General features: G+C 72.0%; 16 protein-coding genes and 1 riboswitch. Of the genes, 4 read left to right on the top strand and 12 right to left on the bottom strand.

Annotated features, from left to right (window positions below; all coding sequences use genetic code 11):
- Positions 1-347 precede the first annotated feature (347 nt).
- Positions 348-1,415 (top strand): septation protein SepH, encoded by a 1,068-nt coding sequence (sepH, locus tag EES42_RS27525; protein ID WP_124720990.1) that lies wholly within the window; start codon positions 348-350, stop codon positions 1,413-1,415.
- A 124-nt stretch (positions 1,416-1,539) separates the two neighbouring features.
- On the opposite strand, the gene EES42_RS27520 is transcribed toward sepH, so the two are convergent.
- Complete coding sequence (locus tag EES42_RS27520) at positions 1,540-2,367, bottom strand: sulfurtransferase (protein WP_124720989.1); 828 nt, start codon at positions 2,365-2,367, stop codon at positions 1,540-1,542.
- A gap of 233 nt (positions 2,368-2,600) precedes the next feature.
- Here EES42_RS27520 and EES42_RS27515 point away from each other — a divergent pair, with 233 nt between their 5' ends.
- Positions 2,601-3,377: a VOC family protein gene (locus tag EES42_RS27515; RefSeq protein WP_124720988.1), complete on the top strand. Its 777-nt coding sequence runs from the start codon at positions 2,601-2,603 to the stop codon at positions 3,375-3,377.
- A gap of 24 nt (positions 3,378-3,401) precedes the next feature.
- Here the strand turns inward: EES42_RS27515 and EES42_RS27510 are convergent, their stop codons facing one another.
- The 5 genes from EES42_RS27510 to EES42_RS27490 form a co-directional block, all read right to left on the bottom strand.
- Positions 3,402-4,274 carry a PaaX family transcriptional regulator gene (locus EES42_RS27510; protein WP_124720987.1) on the bottom strand — a complete coding sequence of 291 codons (873 nt, stop codon included), beginning with the start codon at positions 4,272-4,274 and terminating at the stop codon, positions 3,402-3,404.
- Positions 4,275-4,317: 43 nt separating this feature from the next.
- Complete coding sequence (locus EES42_RS27505; RefSeq protein ID WP_124720986.1) at positions 4,318-4,968, bottom strand: thymidine kinase; 651 nt, start codon at positions 4,966-4,968, stop codon at positions 4,318-4,320.
- 51 nt (positions 4,969-5,019) lie between these two features.
- Positions 5,020-6,207, bottom strand: coding sequence for an alkaline phosphatase family protein (locus EES42_RS27500; RefSeq protein ID WP_124720985.1), 1,188 nt, complete (start codon positions 6,205-6,207; stop codon positions 5,020-5,022).
- Positions 6,207-6,803, bottom strand: coding sequence for a DUF5998 family protein (locus tag EES42_RS27495; protein WP_093539487.1), 597 nt, complete (start codon positions 6,801-6,803; stop codon positions 6,207-6,209). The genes EES42_RS27500 and EES42_RS27495 overlap by 1 nt, the downstream gene beginning before the upstream one ends.
- A 95-nt stretch (positions 6,804-6,898) precedes the next feature.
- Positions 6,899-9,799 (bottom strand): bifunctional acetate--CoA ligase family protein/GNAT family N-acetyltransferase, encoded by a 2,901-nt coding sequence (locus EES42_RS27490; RefSeq protein ID WP_124720984.1) that lies wholly within the window; start codon positions 9,797-9,799, stop codon positions 6,899-6,901.
- A gap of 172 nt (positions 9,800-9,971) precedes the next feature.
- On the opposite strand from EES42_RS27490, the gene EES42_RS27485 reads away from it, so the two are divergent.
- Positions 9,972-10,253 (top strand): HPr family phosphocarrier protein, encoded by a 282-nt coding sequence (locus tag EES42_RS27485; RefSeq protein WP_093539488.1) that lies wholly within the window; start codon positions 9,972-9,974, stop codon positions 10,251-10,253.
- A 210-nt stretch (positions 10,254-10,463) separates the two neighbouring features.
- Here EES42_RS27485 and EES42_RS27480 read toward each other — a convergent pair whose 3' ends face one another.
- From EES42_RS27480 to EES42_RS27465, 4 genes are all read right to left on the bottom strand, one after another.
- On the bottom strand, positions 10,464-11,159 hold the full coding sequence (locus EES42_RS27480; protein WP_124720983.1) for a GntR family transcriptional regulator: 696 nt from the start codon (positions 11,157-11,159) through the stop codon (positions 10,464-10,466).
- A gap of 226 nt (positions 11,160-11,385) precedes the next feature.
- A complete protein-coding gene (locus EES42_RS27475; RefSeq protein WP_124720982.1) occupies positions 11,386-12,207 on the bottom strand; it encodes a M23 family metallopeptidase in 822 nt (273 codons plus the stop codon).
- 13 nt (positions 12,208-12,220) lie between these two features.
- Positions 12,221-12,386, bottom strand: a riboswitch (cyclic di-AMP (ydaO/yuaA leader).
- A 238-nt stretch (positions 12,387-12,624) separates the two neighbouring features.
- Positions 12,625-14,007: a M16 family metallopeptidase gene (locus tag EES42_RS27470; RefSeq protein WP_124720981.1), complete on the bottom strand. Its 1,383-nt coding sequence runs from the start codon at positions 14,005-14,007 to the stop codon at positions 12,625-12,627.
- A 26-nt stretch (positions 14,008-14,033) separates the two neighbouring features.
- Positions 14,034-15,407, bottom strand: coding sequence for a M16 family metallopeptidase (locus tag EES42_RS27465; protein WP_206433607.1), 1,374 nt, complete (start codon positions 15,405-15,407; stop codon positions 14,034-14,036).
- 270 nt (positions 15,408-15,677) lie between these two features.
- Between EES42_RS27465 and EES42_RS27460 the strand changes: the two genes are divergently transcribed.
- Positions 15,678-18,128, top strand: coding sequence for a DNA gyrase/topoisomerase IV subunit A (locus EES42_RS27460; protein ID WP_124720980.1), 2,451 nt, complete (start codon positions 15,678-15,680; stop codon positions 18,126-18,128).
- 30 nt (positions 18,129-18,158) lie between these two features.
- Here EES42_RS27460 and EES42_RS27455 read toward each other — a convergent pair whose 3' ends face one another.
- On the bottom strand, positions 18,159-19,271 hold the full coding sequence (locus EES42_RS27455) for a CobW family GTP-binding protein (RefSeq protein WP_124720979.1): 1,113 nt from the start codon (positions 19,269-19,271) through the stop codon (positions 18,159-18,161).
- A 21-nt stretch (positions 19,272-19,292) separates the two neighbouring features.
- The gene (locus EES42_RS27450; protein ID WP_124720978.1) at positions 19,293-20,447 is read right to left on the bottom strand and encodes a citrate synthase/methylcitrate synthase; all 1,155 of its coding nucleotides are present in this window, start codon (positions 20,445-20,447) and stop codon (positions 19,293-19,295) included.
- Positions 20,448-20,502: the final 55 nt, after the last annotated feature.

Genomic DNA, 20,502 nt, shown 5'->3' with positions numbered 1-20,502 from the left:
GAGAACTTCGGCGGCGCGGCGGTCCACCCTCGTGGCCCGAATGGAGTACTGTGGCGAGCCCTGGGGCCGGACTCCCGTACGGGTGTCCGGGATCTTCGGGAGGGGGCCGAAGGAGGCACTCGATCCGGCGGCGCCACGGCATCGCACGGAGACTGGCTACATGAGGTGACGAGAGGTCACTTTCTGTTGCAGAATAGGTCACCGTGTCATACCGGCGATCAAGGGCTCACGCCCGACACGCCGGGCAACACGGCAATGTTGTGGCAGGCTGCACCCGGGCAGGCCACACTCGACTAGCGGAAGCAGCGACGCACGTGACGTCGGCAGGCACCACCCGGGAGGTCCCCATGCCCGAACTGCGTGTCGTGGCCGTCTCCAACGACGGCACACGACTGGTGCTCAAGGCTGCGGACAGCACGGAGTACACGCTTCCCATCGACGAGCGGCTGCGCGCCGCCGTGCGCAACGACCGCGCGCGACTCGGCCAGATCGAGATCGAGGTGGAGAGCCACCTCCGCCCCCGCGACATCCAGGCCCGGATACGAGCCGGTGCCTCCGCGGAGGAGGTCGCCCAGTTCGCCGGGATCCCCGTCGACCGTGTCCGCCGCTTCGAGGGCCCCGTGCTCGCGGAGCGCGCCTTCATGGCCGAACGGGCCCGGAAGACTCCCGTGCGCCGTCCCGGCGAGAACACCGGCCCCCAGCTCGGCGAGGCGGTACAGGAGCGGCTGCTGCTGCGCGGCGCCGACAAAGAGACCGTCCAGTGGGATTCCTGGCGCCGCGACGACGGCACCTGGGAAGTCCTCCTGGTCTACCGGGTCGCGGGCGAGCCGCACTCGGCGAGCTGGACGTACGACCCGCCGCGCCGGCTGGTCCAGGCGGTGGACGACGAGGCGCGCTCGCTGATCGGCGAGACCGACGACGTCGCCGCGCCCGAGCCGAGCTTCCCGTTCGTGCCCCGGATCGCCCGGCTGCCGCGCGACCGGCCGCTGGACCGCGCCCTGGACCGTCAGATGGAGCGGCCGACGGCCCCGCCGCCCCCGCCCGAGCCGGAGGAGCACATCGCGTCCGTCTCGGCCGGTGAGCGCGATTCGCTGACCAGCCTGCTGGAGGCGGTGCCGAGCTTCCGCGGCGACATGGTGGTGCCGGAACGGCCGGCGCCGCCCGAGCCGCCCGCGATCGAGCCCGCCGCGCAGGAGCCGGAGGCCGATGAACCGCCGGCCGCGGCGGCCTCCGCGGGTGCCGGTTCCGCCTACGCGGATGTGCTGATGCCGCGAGCGGTGGCCGGTCACCGCGACCGGCTGACCGGTACGACGGACCGCCAGGCCGAGGCGGACGGCGTCCGGCCCGGCCGCCGGGCCGCCGTACCGACCTGGGACGAGATCGTCTTCGGTACCCGCCGCAAGAAGCAGGACTGAGCGGGGTAGCCGCAGCATGACGAGGGCCCGTACGCCACTGCGTACGGGCCCTCGTGCCGTCTTCGTCCGCCGCGCCTCGCGATTACGGGGCCGGGCGCGGCGGTCCCGCTCGGCGCGCCCTCCGTTACTGGGGCTCGGGCCCCGTTGCCACCGGGCGGGACTCGTCGCCGGACCACTCGGACCAGGAGCCCGCGTACAGCGCCGCGGGGATCCCGGCGACGGCCAGGGCCAGGACCTCGTGGGCGCCGGAGACGCCGGAGCCGCAGTAGACGCCGACCGCGTCCGCCCGGTCTGCGCCGAGCTCCTTGAAGCGGACCGCCAGCGCCTGTGGGGCCAGGAACCGCCCGTCGTCCCCCGTGTTCTCGGAGGTCGGGGCCGAGACGGCGCCCGGGATGTGGCCGCCCACCCGGTCGATCGGCTCCACGTCGCCCCGGTAGCGCTCGGCGGCCCGCGCGTCGAGCAGCAGCCCCGAGCGGGCCAGCGCCGCCGCTCCGTCCGCGTCCAGCAACGGCAGCGCGCCGGGTACGGGCCGGAAGTCGCCCTCGGCCGGAGCCGGGATCCCGGTGTCGAGGTCGCCCGTCCAGGCGGCGAGACCGCCGTCCAGGACCCTGACGTCCGGGTGTCCCGTCCAGCGCAGCAGCCACCAGGCGCGGGCCGCGGCCCAGCCCTGGCCGCCGTCGTACACGACCACCGGGGTGTCCCGGGAGACACCGGCCCGGCGCATCACCGCCCCGAATTCGTCCGGATCGGGCAGTGGATGGCGGCCGCCGCGGCCCGCGGGTCCGGCGAGTTCCGCGTCCAGGTCGACGAAGACCGCACCGGGAATGTGCCCGGCCTCGTACTCGGGCCGCCCGTTCGGGCCGCCCAGCTGCCAACGTACGTCCAGGAGCACCGGCGGACGTGGCCCCGCCGACTCGCTCACGTATTCCGATGCGGTGATGATGGGCTTCATGGGTGCCATCCTCGCGCAGGAGGCACCCCACCCGTAACACCATCGAAACGGGTGCACCGCAGCAAACCGGTCTCCCTCCGTCGAGATCCGGAAAGTGCGGCGCGGCCGGAGCACTTCGTGCGCCGGGTGGTGCCAACATCTGCACGGGGCGTACACATCCCGTACCGCACGACGGCGAGCCGGCCCCGTTTTCCCCCGTACGGCCACCCCGATGGTCCGAAGAGAGAGTGACGATGACCCAGGCTGCCGCCCCGCGTACGCCCGGAACACCTTGCTGGGTGAGTCTGATCGTGCACGGCATGAGCACGACCCAGGACTTCTACGCCGATCTGTTCGGCTGGGAATTCGTGCCGGGTCCGGACCAGCTGGGTCCGTACGTCCGGGCGCTGCTCGACGGAAAAGTGGTGGCGGGCATCGGACAGCTGCCACCGGACCGGCATCTGCCGGTCGCCTGGACCACCTATCTGGCCACCGACGACGCGGATCTCACGGCGGAGACCATCCGGTCCTGCGGGGGCACGGTCGCCGTGGGGCCGCTCGACGCGGGCGAGGCGGGCCGGCTCGCCATCGCCTCCGACCCCGGCGGTGCGGTCTTCGGGGTCTGGCAGGCCGCCGCGCATGTCGGTACCGCGCTCGCCGGTGCCCCCGGCACGCCGGTCTGGAACGAGCTGGTGACCCGGGAGACCGCGACGGTCTGCAAGTTCTACCAGACGGTCTTCGGCTACGAGGCGGAGGCGGTCGTCTCGGCCGACTTCGACTACCAGACCCTGCATCTGGAGGGCCGGCCGGTGGCGTCGCTGCACGGTGTCGGCCATGCCCTGCCGCGCGACCGGGGCCCGCACTGGATGACGTACTTCGAGGTCTCCGACACCGACGAGGCCGCCCGGCGGGTGGTGGAGCTGGGCGGGTACATCCTGCAGCCGCCCCGGGAGGGGTCGGGTGGCCGGGTGGCGACCGTGGCGGACCCGGAGGGTGCGGCGTTCACGATCGTCCGGTCGGCCGTCGGCTGAGCGGCGACGGCCGGCGGCGGGCTCTCAGCCGGTCCGGACCCGTTCGACGTGCCGGTGGGCCGGGCCGGCCAGCCGGGCGTGCATCTCGTCGAAGAGTTCGGACGCGTGGGTTCCGCTCCACTCGGCGGGCAGCAGTTCACGCGCGACACCGGGATCCAGGTAGACCAGCCGTCGCCAGTCGGTGAGGACCCTGATGTACGTCGTGAACGCCTCCCGGTCCGTCACCCCCGGACCCTTCGCGATCCGCTCGGCCACCGGGCGGTGCGCGGCGAGGAATTCGACGTACAGCCGTTGCAGCCGGGCGGTGTCCCACCAGGAGCGGACCTTCGCGGCGAGTTCGCCGCCGTCGCCCCCGCCGGCCGACAGGTAGTCGGCCCGGAAGAGGTCGGCGTACGAGCGCAGGCCGTGTCTGGCCAGCATGGACTCCGCCTCGTCGTGCACATGCCCCGGTGCGATCCACACACCGGCGGACACCGAACCGAAGCCGAGCCGGGTGAGCTGGGTGCGCAGGGTGTGCCGCCTGGCGCGCTCGGACTCGGGCACCGAGAAGACGACCAGTACCCAGCCCTCGTCGACGGTGGCCCGCCGGGCGGCGAAGATGCGCGGATCGCCGTCGCGCAGCATCCGCTCGGTCTCGGGCGAGATCCGGTATCCGGCCGCTCCGGACACCGTCCGGGCTTCGAGCAGTCCGGCCCGCTTCAGCCGGGAGACGCAGGAGCGTACGGTCGGTGCCTCGACGCCGAGGTCGGCGAGCAGCTGGATCAGCGAGGCCACCGACATCCAGCCGTCGGTGTCGCGCGCGTACAGCCCGTAGACGGTCACGATCAGCTGTCTGGGCTGCACCTTGCCCAGCGGGCCCGGTCCGGAGTCGTCCTCTTCCGCGCTCACCGTGTTCACGGCCTCATCCTAAGCAGCGGGACACGGGTGGCCGACGGGCGGTTCAGGCGGAGGTGACGGGCAGCACGTCCGGCGACAGGGCGCCCGCGCGGGCGGTGGCGCTGGTGGTCCTGCGCTGGTGGTGACGCCGGCACAGCACCTCGTAACCGACCTCGCCCGCCTGCTGGTTGACGTCGCCCACGACCACCTGGGCGCCTTCGACGACCATCTCGCCGCCGACCGTCCGGGCATTGTGCGTGGCCCGTGCGCCGCACCAGCAGAGCGCTTCGACCTGGAGCGTCTCCACCCGGTCGGCCAGCTCGATCAGCCGCTGGGAGCCGGGGAACAGCTTGGTCCGGAAGTCGGTGGTGATGCCGAACGCGAAGACGTCCAGGTCGAGGTCGTCGACGATGCGCGCCAACTGGTCGATCTGGACGGGGGCCAGGAACTGCGCCTCGTCCACGATCACGTAGTCCGCCCGGCCGCCCCGGCTTATCCGGTCGACGAGATGGGCGTACAGGTCCATGCCCTCGTCGGCCTCGACGGCGTCGGTGACCAGTCCCAGGCGCGAGGAGAGCTTGCCCTCCCCCGCCCGGTCGTCGCGGGTGAAGATCACGCCCTGCAGGCCGCGTGCCGAACGGTTGTGGCCGATCTGGAGCGCCAGTGTGCTCTTTCCGCAGTCCATCGTTCCGGAGAAGAACACAAGCTCGGGCATGAGGGGTCGAGCACCTTTCGGGCAAGGGAAGGGATGTGGGGAGAAACGCGGTTACGAGCGTACTTCGAGGAGCGGGACGAGCTGCTCGACGGGGGTCATCGAGCCGTGCATGCCGACCATCGCGGACTCGTGCGGCTCATTGACGGAAGCGGTGATCACCACGTCGTCGTGGGCCGCCGCGACGACGTCGCCGATCCTGCCGCGGACCCGTTCGTCGACCTTCGGGCCGAACCAGCCGGCCGCGATCGCCTCGTCCCGGCTCGCCACCCAGAACTGCTCGCCGAGCACTTCCTGCCAGACGGTCAGCACATCGTTCTCGGCGCCCGGGACGGCGTACACATGACGGGCCCGGCCCTCGCCGCCGAGCAGGGCGACGCCCGCGCGCAGCTCCCAGTCCTCGTCGAAGTCGATCCGGGACTGCTCGTCGAACGGGATGTCGATCATGCCGTGGTCGGCGGTGATGTACAGCGCCGAGCGGGGCGGGAGCTGTTCGGCCAGGCGCCGCGCCAGTCCGTCCACGTACATCAGCTGTCCGCGCCAGGCGTCGGAGTCGACGCCGAAGCGGTGGCCCTTGCCGTCGACCTCGCTGTAGTACGTGTAGACGAGCGACCGGTCGCCCATGGCGAGCCGTTCGGCGGCGATGTCCATCCGCTCCTCGCCGGTGAGCCGGCCCAGGAACGAGCCGCCGCTGAGCGCGACCTTGGTGAGCGGGGTCTGCTCGAAGGCGGGGGCGGAGACCTGGGCGGTGCGCACGCCCGCGGCGTCGGCGAGCTGGAACACGGTCGGGTACGGCTGCCAGACCTTCGGGGAGGTCCAGGGCTTCCAGCGGAGCTGGTTCATCAGCTCGCCGGTCTCCGGATTGCGTGCGCTGTAGCCGGGCAGGCCGTGCTCCCCGGGTGGCAGCCCGGTGCCCACCGAGGCGAGCGAGGTCGCCGTGGTGGCCGGGAAGCCCGCCGTTATCGGGCGGCCGGTGCCGCCGCGCGAGGTGGGGAGCAGGGAGTGCAGAAACGGTGCCTCGTCGGGGTGGGCCTTGATCTGCTCCCAGCCGAGGCCGTCGATCAGGAACACGCAGTTCCGGTCGGCGGGGGTGAGTTCGGGGATCGCCGCGGTGAAGCCGGCGACGCCCTGTCCGGCGGCGAGCGTGGGCAGCAGATCGGCGAGCGATCCGCTGCCGTACTCCGGCACCGGGGCGCTGTCGACGGAGAGCGGAACGGGATCCTGCCAGGCCGGCTGCGCCATCAGCGGCCGGTCGCCGCGGTCGCGGCCGTGGCCTCGGAGAGCGACTGGGCGAAGGCGAGGGTCTGGCGCACGGTGTCCGGGCCGTCACCGGCCTCGCTGACCCGCAGGCTCAGGTCGTCGGCGGTGGAGTTGCCGGTGTAGCCGTGGTCGGCCTCGCAGTTGGGGTCGCCGCAGGCGGCCGGCTCCAGGTCGATCCGGGAGACCGCGCCCCAGCCGATGGTGAGGACGACCTCGCGGGGCAGCGTGCCCGGTACGTACTTCTCGGGGTTGGCGACGACCCGGCTGACCACGACCGAGGAGATCCGGTCGAGCTTGACCGACTCCGTGGAGGTGGTGGCGTACGGGGTCGGGGAGCTGGTGTCGGCGTTCTGCTCGTCGGTGTGGCTGACGATGAAACGGTTGTCCGTCAGGACCAGGACCGTGACGTGGCGGCGCACCTCGTTGGAGTCGAAGGTGGTCTCCTGGTGCACCAGGTACGAAGCGACCGGCTCACCGCCCACGGCGGCCTCCACCGCCTCGGCCACGAGGGCCGGGTAGTAGCCACTGCGCTCGATCGCCGCGCGCAGCCCCTGGGTCGTCGTACCGGTCTTTGCCATGAGGACCATCCTACGGGGGGCGGATGACTGCCGGGGACGTTGTACGGCAGGGCGGACCCGGCCCGCGGGCGTGACGGGGCCCGCCTTCGCCGGCGTCAGTAGTTGGGGAGGCGGCGGGGGCCGAGGTCGGTGCGGGCCGGGGGCGGCGAGAGGCGGACGGCCGCACCGAGGACGGTGAGCCCGTGGGTGGCGACCACGACCGGTTCCAGCGCGATGGAGACCACCTCGGGGTGGTCGTCGACCAGCCGGGAGACCCGCAGCAGCAGCTCTTCGAGGGATGCGGTGTCCACCGGCGCCGCACCGCGCCAGCCGAACAGCACCGGGGCCGCCCGGATGGACCGGATCAGCTCGGCGGCGTCGCGGTCGGTGGCCGGGACGAGGCGGTGGGCGGTGTCGCCGAGGAGTTCGGAGGGCGCTCCCGCGAGCCCGAAGGAGAGCACGGCGCCGGCCGCCGGGTCGATCGTGGCCCGTACGACGGTGTCGACGCCGCGGGGCGCCATGGCCTGGACCACCGGCTGGAGTTCGGCGGGCTTGCCGAGCAGTTCGGTCAGTTCGCCGTACGCCCGACGCAGCGCGGTCTCGTTGGCGAGGTCGAGCCGGACACCGCCGAGATCGGCGCGGTGGCGCAGGTGCGGCGCGGTGGTCTTGAGCGCCACGGGGTAGCCGAGCCGGGCCGCCGCCGCGACGGCCGCGTCCGGGTCGGGCGCCGGGAGCGTCGGCCGCACGGTGATGCCGTAGCGGCCCAGGAGCTCGCGGGCCTGGTCGTGGGCGAGCTGGAGGCCCCTCGGGTCGGGGTCGGGGCCGAGAAGGGTGTCGATGAGTCCGGCGGTGCCGGGCTCGTCGATGGTGTCGTCGAGGAACTCGGGCACCTTGCCGGGCACGGCGGCCTGCCGTCGCCACTGCGCGTACCGCACCGCCTCGGCCAGCGCGCGCACCGCCCGTTCGGCCGCGGGATAGGCGGGGATCCGGCCGTTGCGGGTGCCGGGGGCGCCGGTGACGGGGGTCGTGGGCGCCGGGCCGGGGTCGGGCGGGGTGGTGGCTCCGGGGCCGGGCGGGGTGGTGGCTCCGGTGTGTGTGGGGCTCGCGGCCGGGGCGGGCTGTGCCGGGGGGCGTGGCAGGGCGACCGTGCTGGTGGCCGCGGCGAGGGCCTCGGCCAGCCCGCCGATCTCGACGTGCACGACGGCCACCGGCTTGGCCGGGCCCGCGGCGGCGGCCGTGTGCAGGGCGGCCGCGAGCACCTCTCCGTCGCCCGATTCCGCCTCGCCGTCCTCGCCGACCCACGGGATCGCCGTCACCACCACCGAGTCGCAGCCGTCGTCGGCCAGGGCCTCGGCGAGCGCGTTCCTGAAGTCCTGCGGGGTGGCGGCGGTGGTGAGGTCGAGGGGCGGGCGCGGGCGCAGCCCCTCGGCGAGGCAGGCGTCGTACGTGAGGAGACCGAGCGACTCGGAGTTGCCGAGGATCGCGACCCGGGGGCCGGCCGGGAGCGGCTGGTCGGCGAGGAGGAGCCCCGCGTCGACCATCTCGGTCACCGTGTCGACCCTGATCACGCCCGCCTGCCGCATCAGCGCCGAGACCGTCGCGTCCGGGATCCGGCTGACCGGCACCGCGTGGCCGGGCGGGGTGGAACCGCTGTGCCGGGCGCCCTTCACCACGACCACCGGCTTCACCGCCGCGGTGCGCCGCGCGAGGCGGGTGAACTTGCGGGGGTTGCCGAGCGATTCCAGGTACAGCAGGGCGACGTCGGTGTCGGGGTCCTCGTACCAGTACTGGAGGAAGTCGTTGCCCGAGATGTCGGCACGGTTGCCCGCGGAGATGAAGGTGGACAGGCCCGCGCCGCGCCGGTAGAGCCCGGAGAGCAGCGCGATGCCGATCGCTCCGGACTGGGTGAACAGGCCGATGCGTCCGGGGGCGGGCGGCTCGGGGGCGAGCGAGGCGTTCAGCCGGACCGTTTCGGCGTTGTTGATCACGCCGAAGGCGTTCGGACCGATGATCCGCATACCGTACGAACGGGCCTGCCGGACCAGTTCGCGCTGCCGTTCCCGGCCCTCGGCGCCCCATTCGGCGTATCCGGCGGAGAGCACCACCAGGCCCTGGACGCCGTGCTCGCCGCAGTCCGCGACGGCTTCCGGGACCCGGTCGGCGGGGACGGCGACGACCGCGAGGTCGACCGGCTCGTCGATCTCGCCGATCGAGCGGTGGGCGGGGACACCGTCGACGGTCACCTGGTCGGCGGCGAAGGCGCGGTTCACGGCGTACGTGCGGCCGGTGAAGCCGGCTCCGAGGAGGTTGCGCAGGACCGTGCGGCCGACTCCGCCGGGGGTCCGGCCGACGCCGATGACGGCGACCGAGCCGGGGGCCAGCAGGCGCTGCACGGACCGTGCCTCCGCCCGCTGTTCACGGCCGCGCTGGACGGCGAGGGACTCGGCGGTCGGTTCGAGGTCCAGGGTGAGGTGGACGGAACCGTCCTCGAAACTGCGCTGCTGGGTGTAACCGGCGTCCCGGAACACCTTGATCATCTTGTTGTTGGCGGGCAGCACCTCGGCGGCGAAGCGGCGGATGCCGCGCTCGCGGGCGACGGCCGCGATGTGTTCGAGGAGCGCCGAGGCCACACCCCGGCCCTGGTGCGCGTCCTGGACGAGGAAGGCGACCTCGGCCTGGTCGGCGGGGGCGGAGGCGGGCCTGCCCCGCTCGTCGATCCGGTCGTAGCGCACGGTCGCGATGAACTCGCCGCCGACCGTGACGGCGAGCCCCACCCGGTCGACGTAGTCGTGATGGGTGAAGCGGTGCACGTCCCGGTCGGACAGCCGCGGGTACGGGGCGAAGAACCGGTAGTACTTCGACTCGTCGGAGACCTGCTCGTAGAAGCTGACCAGCCGTTCGGCATCGTTCGTGGTGATGGGCCTGATGCGCGCGGTGCCTCCGTCGCGGAGCACCACGTCCGCTTCCCAGTGGTCGGGATAAGCGTGATGCGGACTCTGCTCCGGCACGGGCTGCATGGGCAAAGAGTACGGCTCCGTCAGCGGTCGCGTAGGTCTCGGGGCCGGGGCAGTCTGAGAGGGCCGATCGGCGGGTCCGCAGGCGTTACGGGCTGTTCCCGGGTCGGCCGGAGCACTGCGCACCGCGTGAGAGACTGGTCTAGACAACTGTTGATTCGTGAAGGGCAGAACCATGGCTGAGCGCCGCGTCAACGTCGGTTGGGCCGAGGGCCTGCACGCCCGCCCCGCTTCCATCTTCGTCCGTGCCGCCACGGCTTCCGGCGTCCCCGTGACGATCGCCAAGGCCGACGGCAACCCGGTGAACGCCGCTTCCATGCTCGCGGTCCTCGGCCTCGGCGCGCAGGGTGGCGAGGAGATCGTGCTCGCTTCCGAGGCCGACGACTCCGAAGCCGCCCTGGACCGTCTGGCGAAGCTGGTCGCCGAGGGGCTCGAAGAGCTCCCGGAGACCGTCTGAACCATTTTCCGCGAGAGAGCCGTGGCACCCTGAACCGGGGCCGCGGCTCTTTTGTTTTCCGGTGCCTGCTGGAAAAATCGGCGTCCGGGATTCAGGCATACGAAATCCAGGTGCGCTGAATTCGAGCAGGGCAGAATTCAGGCCGGGTAGAATTTTGACCGCCCGCGACGCGCCCCGCACAATGGCTCCTCTTTGTATACGGCGCGATTGTTAATGCCGGACACCCGCGGTGTTTACGGAATGTTGCGAGGCCCTCACCCGGCCGGCCCCGGACACGCCGGGCCGCCGTCGCGGCCGGTGCGCGGCCGCGGCCCGTTCCGCGTGATGGGCGGCCAGCGCCCTGGCCCGTTCCGCGTCGCCGCGTGCCACCGCGTCCACGATCGCCCCGTGCTCGGCCCAGGAATCCACCGGCCGGGCGGGCTGCTCGACCGCGTACATCCAGTCGATCTTGTGCCGCAGCTGGGTGAGCAGCGCGATCAGGCCGGGGCTGCCGGAGGCCTGCGCCAGCGTCTCGTGGAACCAGCCGCCCAGCGAGCCCAGGTCGTCGCCCTCGCCGCGCCGGGCCCGGTCCTGGCCGAGCCGCACGAGGCCGCGGAGCACCTTGAGGTGTGCCTCGGTGCGGCGTTGCGCGGCGCGGGCGGCGCCCAGGGGCTCCAGCAGTGTGCGGACCTCCAGGAGGTCGGCCGCCTCCAGCTCGGTGGGCTCGGCGACACAGGCGCCCGCGTGCCGCCGGGTGACCACGAAGCCCTCGGACTCCAGGGTGCGCAGCGCCTCCCGTACCGGGACGCGGGAGACCCCGTAACGGCGGGCCAGCAGCTCCTCCGTGAGCCGGCTGCCGCGTGCGAAGACACCGGAGACGATGTCGTCACGGATTGCCGTGCATACCGAATGCGCCGGAATGCGCATGTCCGAACCTCCGTCTCGATCACCGCTAATCGCGGCCAGCCGACGCCTGTTCCGAGACTCTATTGCAATACGGCCGCATTTCCGATGCCGGGCGGGAATTCATGAATATCTTTTGGCCGCGGGACGGTTCGGCGGCCAGTCGTCTCCAGGGGTCGGGGCGGCGGGCATGCCGAAGGCCCCGGCGCGTTGCCGGGGCCTTCGACGAGATGGTGCGGTGGGGCGTCGGTCAGACGCGGACGCCGTGGGCGCGCAGATACGCGACCGGGTCCATGTCGGAGCCGTACGACGGGGTCGTCCGGGCCTCGAAGTGGAGGTGCGGTCCGGTGGAGTTGCCGGTCGAGCCCGAGAGGCCGATCTGCTGGCCCGCGCCGACGCTCTGGCCGACGGAGACGCCGATCGAGGAGAGATGGCCGTACTGCGTGTACGTGCCGTCCGTCATCCGGAGCACGATGTTGTTGCCGTACGCGCCGCCCCAGCCGGCCTCGACGACCGTGCCGGCGCCGACGGCGACGACGGAGCTGCCGGAGGCGGCGTGGAAATCGATGCCGGAGTGGCTGCCGGAGGACCAGAGCGAGCCGCTGGACTTGTAGCCGGTGCTCACGTACGAGCCGGCGACCGGGAGCTGGAAGGAGCCCAGGCGGGTGCGCTCGGCGGACCGGGCGGCGCGGGCCTTCTCGGCACGGGCCTCGGCGGCGCGCTTGGCCTCGGCCTTGGCCTTCGCCGCTGCCTTGGCCTTCGCCTCGGCCTTCTTCTTGGCCTCGGCCTTCCGGTGGGCCTCGGCCTTGGCCTTCGCCGCGACGTCGGCCTGGTGCTGCTGGGCGTCGGCCTGGGCGTCGATCCGCTCGGCGAGGGTCTTGTCGATGGCGATGACCTGGTTGAGGCCGGTATCGCTCACGGAGGGTGCGTCGGAGTCCGCCGCGAAGGCGGGAGCGGCCAGGCCGCCGATGACGCCGGTGGTGGCCAGAGCCGCGACGCCGACGGCCTTCGCGCTGCCGCGCGTCAGTCGGCTCGGGGCACGGTGCTTCCCGGTGGCACGGGTGAACGCCATGGAGTGGCTGGTCCTTTCCTTCCTTCTCGCCTACCGGGTTAGCTGACGGGTTCGGAGCAGGAAGGTCTCCTACGGGCGCCCCGGCCCATCCGGGCTCAGGCGTCCGATTCACCCCAGGGACTGCGTGGGTCCCCGGCTCCCCAGGCTCGCGCCTGACGGGGACTCGGCGATGACTGTCCGGTATGTCGCGGATGCGGCATACGAGTGACGGGCAGCCGAGCCGACGCTAAGCGGGGGCGCTTTCATTCACCAAACGGACAGGCCATTTTGTAGCGCATCCCACAGGGCAGACAGGCAACCTCCCCATCAGAACGGACAAAAAGGAAGACCCCGGCGAGATCGCACTCGCGGAGGCCTTCCCTTTGTCCCGATATACGGATAAATGCCGGGGCGGGACGCGCCGCGGCGGTCCGGTCGTCAGCCGGTGACCACCGACACCTCTCCGATGCCCAGGGCCCGGACGGGCTCCTCGATCCGGGCCGCGTCGCCGACGAGGATCGTGACCAGCCGGTCACCCGGGAAGGCGTTGACGACCGCCGCGGTCGCCTCGACCGTGCCGGTCTCCGCGAGCCGGGCGTACAGCTGCGCCTGGTAGTCGTCCGGCAGGTGCTGCTCGACCTGGTCGGCGAGGGTGCCCGCGACGGAGGCCGCCGTCTCGAACTTCAGGGGTGCCACCCCCACGAGGTTCTGCACGGCCGTCTCGCGCTCCTCGTCGGTCAGGCCCTCGGCCGCCAGGGTCCGCAGGACCGTCCACAGGTCCTTGAGCGCAGGCTCGGTGGACTCGGTGTCCACCGAGCCGCTGATGGCGAGCATCGCGGCACCGGTCGCCCCCGAGGCGGAGTCCGGGGCCGAGGACCGCAGCACCTGGGCGAAGGCCCGCACGCCGTACGTGTAGCCCTTCTCCTCGCGCAGCACCCGGTCGAGCCGGGAGGTGAGGGTGCCGCCCAGGCAGTACGTGCCGAGCACCTGGGCCGGCCACACGCTGTCGTGCCGGTCGGCGCCGATCCGGCCGATCAGCAGCTGGGTCTGCACCGCGCCCGGACGGTCGACGATGACCACCCGGCCGGTGTCGTCTGCGGTGATCGGCGGGGCGGGGCGCGGCGCGGCGGTGTCCCCGGACCAGTCGCCGAGGGTGTCGGCGAGCAGGGCGTCCAGGTCGATGCCGGTGAGGTCCCCGACGACCACGGCGATCGCCGTGGACGGCCTGATGTGGGCGTCGAAGAAGGCGCGCACGGCCGCCGCGTCGATCCGCTCCACCGTCTCCTCGGTGCCCTGGCGCGGGCGCGACATCCGCGCCGTGGCCGGGAACAGCTCCTTGGAGAGCTGCTTGGCGGCACGCCGGGCCGGGTTGGCCTGCTCGTGCGGGATCTCGTCGAGCCGGTTGCGTACCAGCCGCTCGATCTCGCTCTCGGCGAAGGCGGGCGCCCGCAGTGCCTCGGCGACCAGCGCGAGGGCCTTGGCCAGCCGGGAGGCGGGGACCTCCAGGGAGACCCGGACACCCGGGTGGTCGGCGTGCGCGTCGAGGGTGGCGCCGCAGCGCTCCAGCTCGGCGGCGAACTCCTCGGCGGTGTGCTTGTCGGTTCCCTCGTTCAGCGCCCGCGACATGATCGTGGCCACGCCGTCGAGGCCCTCGGGCTCGGCGTCCAGCGGGGCGTCGAGGAAGATCTCGACCGCCACGACCTGCTGGCCGGGACGGTGGCAGCGCAGCACCGTGAGGCCATTGGGCAGGGCGCCGCGCTCGGGCGCGGGGAAGGCCCAGGGGCGGGCGGTGCCGGGGGCCGGCTGCGGGTGGTACTGCATCGAAACTCCAGTCGCGGCGGCGTCGGTCACTGGTCCGCCCCTTCGTGCGCGTCGGTGTCGGTCTCGTCGGTGTCCGCCGCGTCCGCGGGTTCGGCCGGTTCGACCGGCTCGTAGACCAGCACCGCGCGGTTGTCGGGGCGCAGCTGGGCCTTGGCGGCCGCCTGCACCTCCTCCGCCGTGACGTCGAGCACCCGCTGAACGGCGGTCAGGGCGAGCTGCGGGTCACCGAACAGCACGGCGAACCGGCACAGTTCGTCGGCGCGGCCGGCGACCGTACCGAGGCGGTCCAGCCACTCGCGCTCCAACTGGGCCTGCGCGCGTTCCATTTCCTCGGGCGTGGGGCCGTCGGCGGCGAACCGGGCGAGCTCCTCGTCGACCGCGGCCTCGACCTGCGGCACCTCGACACCGCCGGACATCTTGACGTCCAGCCAGCCCAGCGAGGGCGCGCCGGCCAGCCGCAGCAGCCCGAACCCGGCCGCCACGGCCGTACGGTCACGGCGGACCAGGCGGTTGTGCAGCCGCGACGACTCGCCGCCGCCGAGCACGGTCAGCGCGAGGTCCGCCGCGTCGCACTCGCGGGTGCCGTCGTGCGGCAGCCGGTAGGCGGCCATCAGCGCCCGCGCCGGGACCTCCTCGCGCACCTCCTCGCGCAGCTGCTCGCCGATGACCTCCGGGAGCGTGCCGTCGCGCGGCGGCTGCTTGCCGTCGTGGGACGGGATGGAGCCGAAGTACTTCTCGATCCAGGCGAGGGTCTGCTCGGGGTCGATGTCGCCGACCACCGAGAGCACCGCGTTGTTGGGCGCGTAGTACGTACGGAAGAAGGTGCGCGCGTCCTCCAGGGTCGCGGCGTCCAGGTCGGCCATCGAGCCGATCGGGGTGTGGTGGTACGGGTGGCCCTCGGGGTAGGCCAGTGCCGTCAGCTTCTCGAACGCCGTGCCGTACGGGACGTTGTCGTAGCGCTGGCGGCGCTCGTTCTTGACGACGTCGCGCTGGTTCTCCATGGACTCCTCGTCGAGCGCGGCGAGCAGCGAGCCCATCCGGTCGGCTTCGAGCCACAGAGCCAGCTCCAGCTGGTGCGTGGGCATGGTCTCGAAATAGTTGGTGCGCTCGAAGCTGGTGGTCCCGTTGAGCGAGCCGCCGGCCCCCTGCACCAGCTCGAAGTGGCCGTTCCCCTTGACCTGACCGGAGCCCTGGAACATCAGGTGCTCGAAGAGGTGAGCCAGCCCGGTGCGTCCCTTGACCTCGTGGCGCGAGCCGACGTCGTACCAGAGGCAGACCGCGGCGACCGGGGTCAGATGGTCCTCGGAGAGCACCACGCGCAGGCCGTTGGCCAGGCGGTGCTCGGTCGCTGTCAAGCCGCCGGAGCCGGCCTGAGCGGTGGCCGTGTGACCCATGGGCATGTACGTCCCTTCGATCGCGATACTGGATTTCCTGCGAGACCTGCCACCTTAGGCAAGCGCACGGGCACGTGGCGAAGTTCCCGTAACCCGGAAGTTCGCGTGAAAGGGGGACGCATCCCCCGCGCGGCGGGGCGCGAAAGCGCCTCGACCGGGGCCCGGAACGTCTCTTGGGACGGGTCGAGGTCGGCGATGTCAGCGCGGCGGTCCACAATGGTCCGCGTCAGAACCTGAGGTTGCCCGAACAGAATCCGTGAAGGAGTCGCAGCAGCGATGGCCCGCCGCAGCACGAAGACCCCGCCGCCGGACGACTTCGAGGAGAAGATCCTCGACATCGACGTCGTCGACGAAATGCAGGGCTCCTTCCTCGAGTACGCGTACTCGGTGATCTACTCACGGGCCCTGCCCGACGCCCGCGACGGCATGAAGCCGGTGCACCGCCGCATCGTGTACCAGATGAACGAGATGGGCCTGCGCCCCGATCGCGGCTTCGTGAAGTGTGCCCGCGTCGTCGGCGAGGTCATGGGTAAGTTGCACCCGCACGGCGACGCGTCGATCTACGACGCGCTGGTCCGTCTGGCGCAGCCGTTCTCCATGCGGCTCCCCCTGGTCGACGGCCACGGCAACTTCGGCTCGCTCGGAAACGACGACCCGCCGGCCGCCATGCGGTACACCGAGTGCCGGATGGCCGACGCGACGTCACTGATGACGGAGTCGATCGACGAGGACACCGTCGCTTTCCAGTCGAATTACGACGGCCAGGAGACGGAACCGACCGTTCTCCCCGCCGCGTACCCCAACCTCCTGGTCAACGGGTCGTCCGGGATCGCGGTCGGCATGGCGACCAATATGCCGCCGCACAATCTGGGCGAGGTCATCGCCGCCGCCCGGCACCTGATCAAGCATCCGGGCGCGGACCTGGAGACCCTGATGCGGTTCGTGCCCGGTCCCGACCTGCCCACCGGCGGCCGGATCGTGGGCCTGGGCGGCATCAAGGACGCGTACGCCCGCGGCCGCGGCACGTTCAAGATCCGCGCGACCGTCTCGGTGGAGAATGTGACGGCCCGCCGCAAGGGCCTGGTCGTCACCGAACTGCCCTTCGCCGTCGGCCCGGAGAAGGTGATCGCCAAGATCAAGGACCTGGTCTCGGCGAAGAAGCTCCAGGGCATCGCGGACGTGAAGGACCTGACCGACCGCGAGCACGGCCTGCGCCTGGTCATCGAGGTGAAGAACGGCTTCGTGCCGGAGGCGGTGCTGGAGCAGCTCTACAAGCTGACGCCGATGGAGGAGTCCTTCGGCATCAACAACGTGGCGCTGGTCGACGGTCAGCCGCTCACGCTGGGGCTCAAGGAGCTCCTGGAGGTCTATCTCGACCACCGCTTCGACGTGGTGCGCCGGCGCAGCGAGTTCCGCCGGGGCAAGCGCCGCGACCGGCTGCATCTGGTCGAGGGCCTGCTCGTCGCGCTGATCGACATCGACGAGGTCATCCGGATCATCCGGTCCAGTGACAACTCGGCGCAGGCGAAGGAGCGGCTCATCGAGCGCTTCTCGCTGAGCGAGATCCAGACGCAGTACATCCTGGACACCCCGCTGCGCCGGCTGACCCGGTTCGACCGGATCGAGCTGGAGAGCGAGCGGGACCGGCTCAACAGCGAGATCGACGAGCTGACCGCCATCCTCGAGTCGGACACCGAGCTGCGCAAGCTGGTCTCCTCGGAACTGGCCGCGGTCGCCAAGAAGTTCGGCACCGACCGGCGCACGGTGCTGCTGGAGTCGGCCGGTTCGCAGGTCGCCTCGGTGCCGCTGGAGGTCGCCGACGACCCGTGCCGGGTGCTGCTGTCGTCGACCGGTCTGCTGGCCCGTACCGCCAATGACGAGCCGATCGTGCTCGCCGAGGACGCCAAGCGCGCCAAGCACGACGTGATCGTTTCGGCGGTGCCGGCGACGGCCCGCGGCGATGTCGGCGTGGTGACGTCGACGGGCCGGCTGCTGCGGCTCGCGGTGATCGATCTGCCCCAGCTGCCGGACACCCATGCGGCGCCCAGTCTGTCGGGCGGGGCGATGGTCGCGGAGTTCCTCACGCTGGAGAGCGACGAGTCCGTCGTCTGTCTCACCACGCTCGACGAGGCCTCCCCAGGCCTGGCGATCGGCACCCTCCAGGGCGTCGTGAAGCGAGTGGTGCCGGACTACCCGGCCAACAAGGACGAGTTGGAGGTCATCACCCTCAAGGACGGTGACCGGATCGTCGGCGCCGCCGAGCTGCGGACCGGCGAGGAGGATCTGGTCTTCATCACGTCCGACGCGCAGCTGCTGCGCTACCCGGCGGCGCAGGTGCGGCCGCAGGGCCGTCCCGCCGGTGGCATGGCGGGGGTCAAGCTCACGGCGGACGCCGAGGTGATCTCGTTCACGGCGGTGGATCCGGCCGCGGACGCGGTGGTGTTCACCGTCGCGGGCTCGCACGGCACACTGGACGACTCGGTGCTGACGTGCAAGCTCACCCCGTTCGACCAGTACCCGCGCAAGGGCCGGGCCACCGGTGGGGTGCGCTGCCAGCGGTTCCTCAAGGGCGAGGACCTGCTGGTGTTCGGCTGGGCGGGTGAGACGCCCGCCCGCGCCACTCAGGAGAACGGCATGCCGAGCGAGCTGCCGGCGCCGGACCCCCGGCGCGACGGTTCGGGGACGCCGCTGATCAAGCCGGTCGCGGTGGTCGCGGGACCGGTGTAGCCGGTCGGCCGGGCGACGCGTGGCGGAGTGCTACGCGTCGTCGGGCCGTTGTACGTACCGCAGGACGCCCCACATGCTTCGCTCGTGTGCGGCGTCCTGCGTCGCGTCCGGGGCCGGTGCGGCGTTCTCGCGGCAGTCGGCCAGCTCCTTGTGCAGGGCGTCGGGGGCGATGCCCGAGCCGATCAGCACCAGCTGGGTCCGGCGTGGCTCGCCACGCCCCCAGGGCTGCGGGTCGAACCGCAGGAACCTGCCGACCGCGTGCAGGGCGTACTTGTTGGCCCGGTCGCCCACGCCGAAGTCGACGAACCCCTTGATCCGGTAGAGGCCCTGCGGCCGGGAGCCGAGGAACGCCATCAGCCGGCGGGGGTTCATGGGCACGTCCGCGGTGAAGGACACGCTGTCGTACGCGGCGTGCAGGTGGTGCGCGTGCCCGCCCTCGCCCGCCTCCTCCTCGCTCCGGTCCCGGAGCAGATCCTCGAAGGTGAGCTGCCTGGCCTTCTCCTCGCCGTCCGGCCGAAGTGCCGGGTCGAAGAGCAGCTCCGGGTCGATGCGTCCGTACGTGGCGCGGATGACGGCTGCCCCGGGGCGGCCGGGGGCGGCTGCCGCGGCGATGACGTCCTGGATGCGGGTCTGTTCCTCGTTCCCGGCCCGGTCGGTCTTGTTCAGGACGACGAGGTCTGCGACGGCGAGGTGGCGGTCGATCTCCGGATGGCGTTCCCGGGTGGCGTCGAACTCGGCGGCGTCGACGACCTCGACCAGTCCCCCGTACACGATGTGCGGATTCTCGCTGGCGAGGATCATGCGTACGAGTTCCTGCGGCTCGGCCAGTCCGCTGGCCTCGATCACGATCACGTCGAGACGGGCGGCGGGCCCGGTCAGCGTCTCCAGGAAGGTGTCGAGTTCGCTCGCGTCGACCGCGCAGCACAGGCAGCCGTTGCCCAGTGAGACCGTGGAGCCGACCTGTCCGGAGACCGTCATGGCGTCGATCTCGATGGCGCCGAAGTCGTTGACGATCACGCCGATCCGGTTTCCCGCGCGGTTGCGCAGGAGGTGGTTGAGCAGTGTCGTCTTGCCCGACCCCAGGAACCCCGCGAGGACGATGACCGGGATCTGCTGCTTGCGGGGCGGGGACGACGCGTTCAACGGAGACCTCTCTCGGGGACCTCAGGGCATGGGGACCGGTTGGGGCGGGGGTGTACCGACGTAGCGGGCCGCCGGGCGGATGATCTTCGAGTCCTCCGCCTGCTCCAGGATATTGGCGCTCCAGCCGACCGCCCGCGCCGCGCAGAACGTCGGTGTGAACATCTCGCGCGGCAGCCCGCACAGCTCCATGACGACTCCGGTGTAGAACTCCACGTTGGTGTGCAGCTCCCGGCCCGGCTTGAGCTCGGCGAGTATCGCCTCGACCTGGCGCTCGACCTCGACGGCGAAGTCGACGAGCGGGCCGCCGAAACCCTGGGCGATGCCCCGCAGCATCCGTGAGCGGGGGTCCTCGGTGCGGTAGACGGGGTGCCCGAAGCCCATGATCCGCTCGCCCGCGAGCACCCGTTCGCGGATCCAGCCGTCGATGCGGTCGGGGGTGCCGATGGCGTCCAGGGTGTCGAGCGCCCGGCTGGGGGCCCCGCCGTGCAGCGGCCCGGAGAGCGCGCCGACCGCCGCCACCAGGCAGGCCGCCAGGTCGGCCCCGGTGGAGGCGACGACGCGGGCGGTGAACGTCGAGGCGTTGAAGCCGTGGTCGACGGTGGAGATCAGGTACTGCTCCACGGCCCTGGCACGGGCAGGGTCCGGTACGGAGCCGGTGAGCATGTAGAGGTAGTTGGCGGCGTGGGGCAGGTCGTCGCGCGGTTCGACCGGTTCGAGGCCCCGGCCGAGGCGGTGCAGGGCGGTGAGCACGGTGGGGACGGCGGCGCAGGCGGCCAATGCGTCGGCGCGGCGGTCGCCCGTGTCGATGTCGTACACCGGCCGGAAGCCCGCCGAGGCGCCGAGAAGCGAGAGGGCGGTGCGCAGACCGGCCAGGGGTCCGGAGCCGGCGCGTGCGATGGCGGGCAGCGCGTCGCGGACCCCGGCGGGCAGCCGGCGCAGCGCGGCGGTGCGGGCGGCGAATTCGGTACGGGCCGCGGCGTCGGGCAGCGTCCCCTCGGACATCAGATACCAGACGTCCTCGAAGCTGCGGGTCCGGGCCAGTTCGATCGCCGAGTACTGCCGGTAGTGGTAGAAGCCCTCGCGCCCCCGTACGTCGCCGAGGGCCGTGTCGGTGACGACGACACCCGCGAGACCTCGGGGTACGTCGAGCGGGGCTCCGCCGGTCATGGTCGGCATCTCTTCCTCCGTGAATGTTCCGGTGGGTTCATTGATATTGATTCCGACCTTCCAT

This window comes from Streptomyces sp. ADI95-17 (assembly GCF_003846175.1).
Classification (GTDB): Bacteria; Actinomycetota; Actinomycetes; order Streptomycetales; family Streptomycetaceae; genus Streptomyces; species Streptomyces sanglieri.
This window is presented reverse-complemented; position numbering and strand designations above follow the sequence as displayed.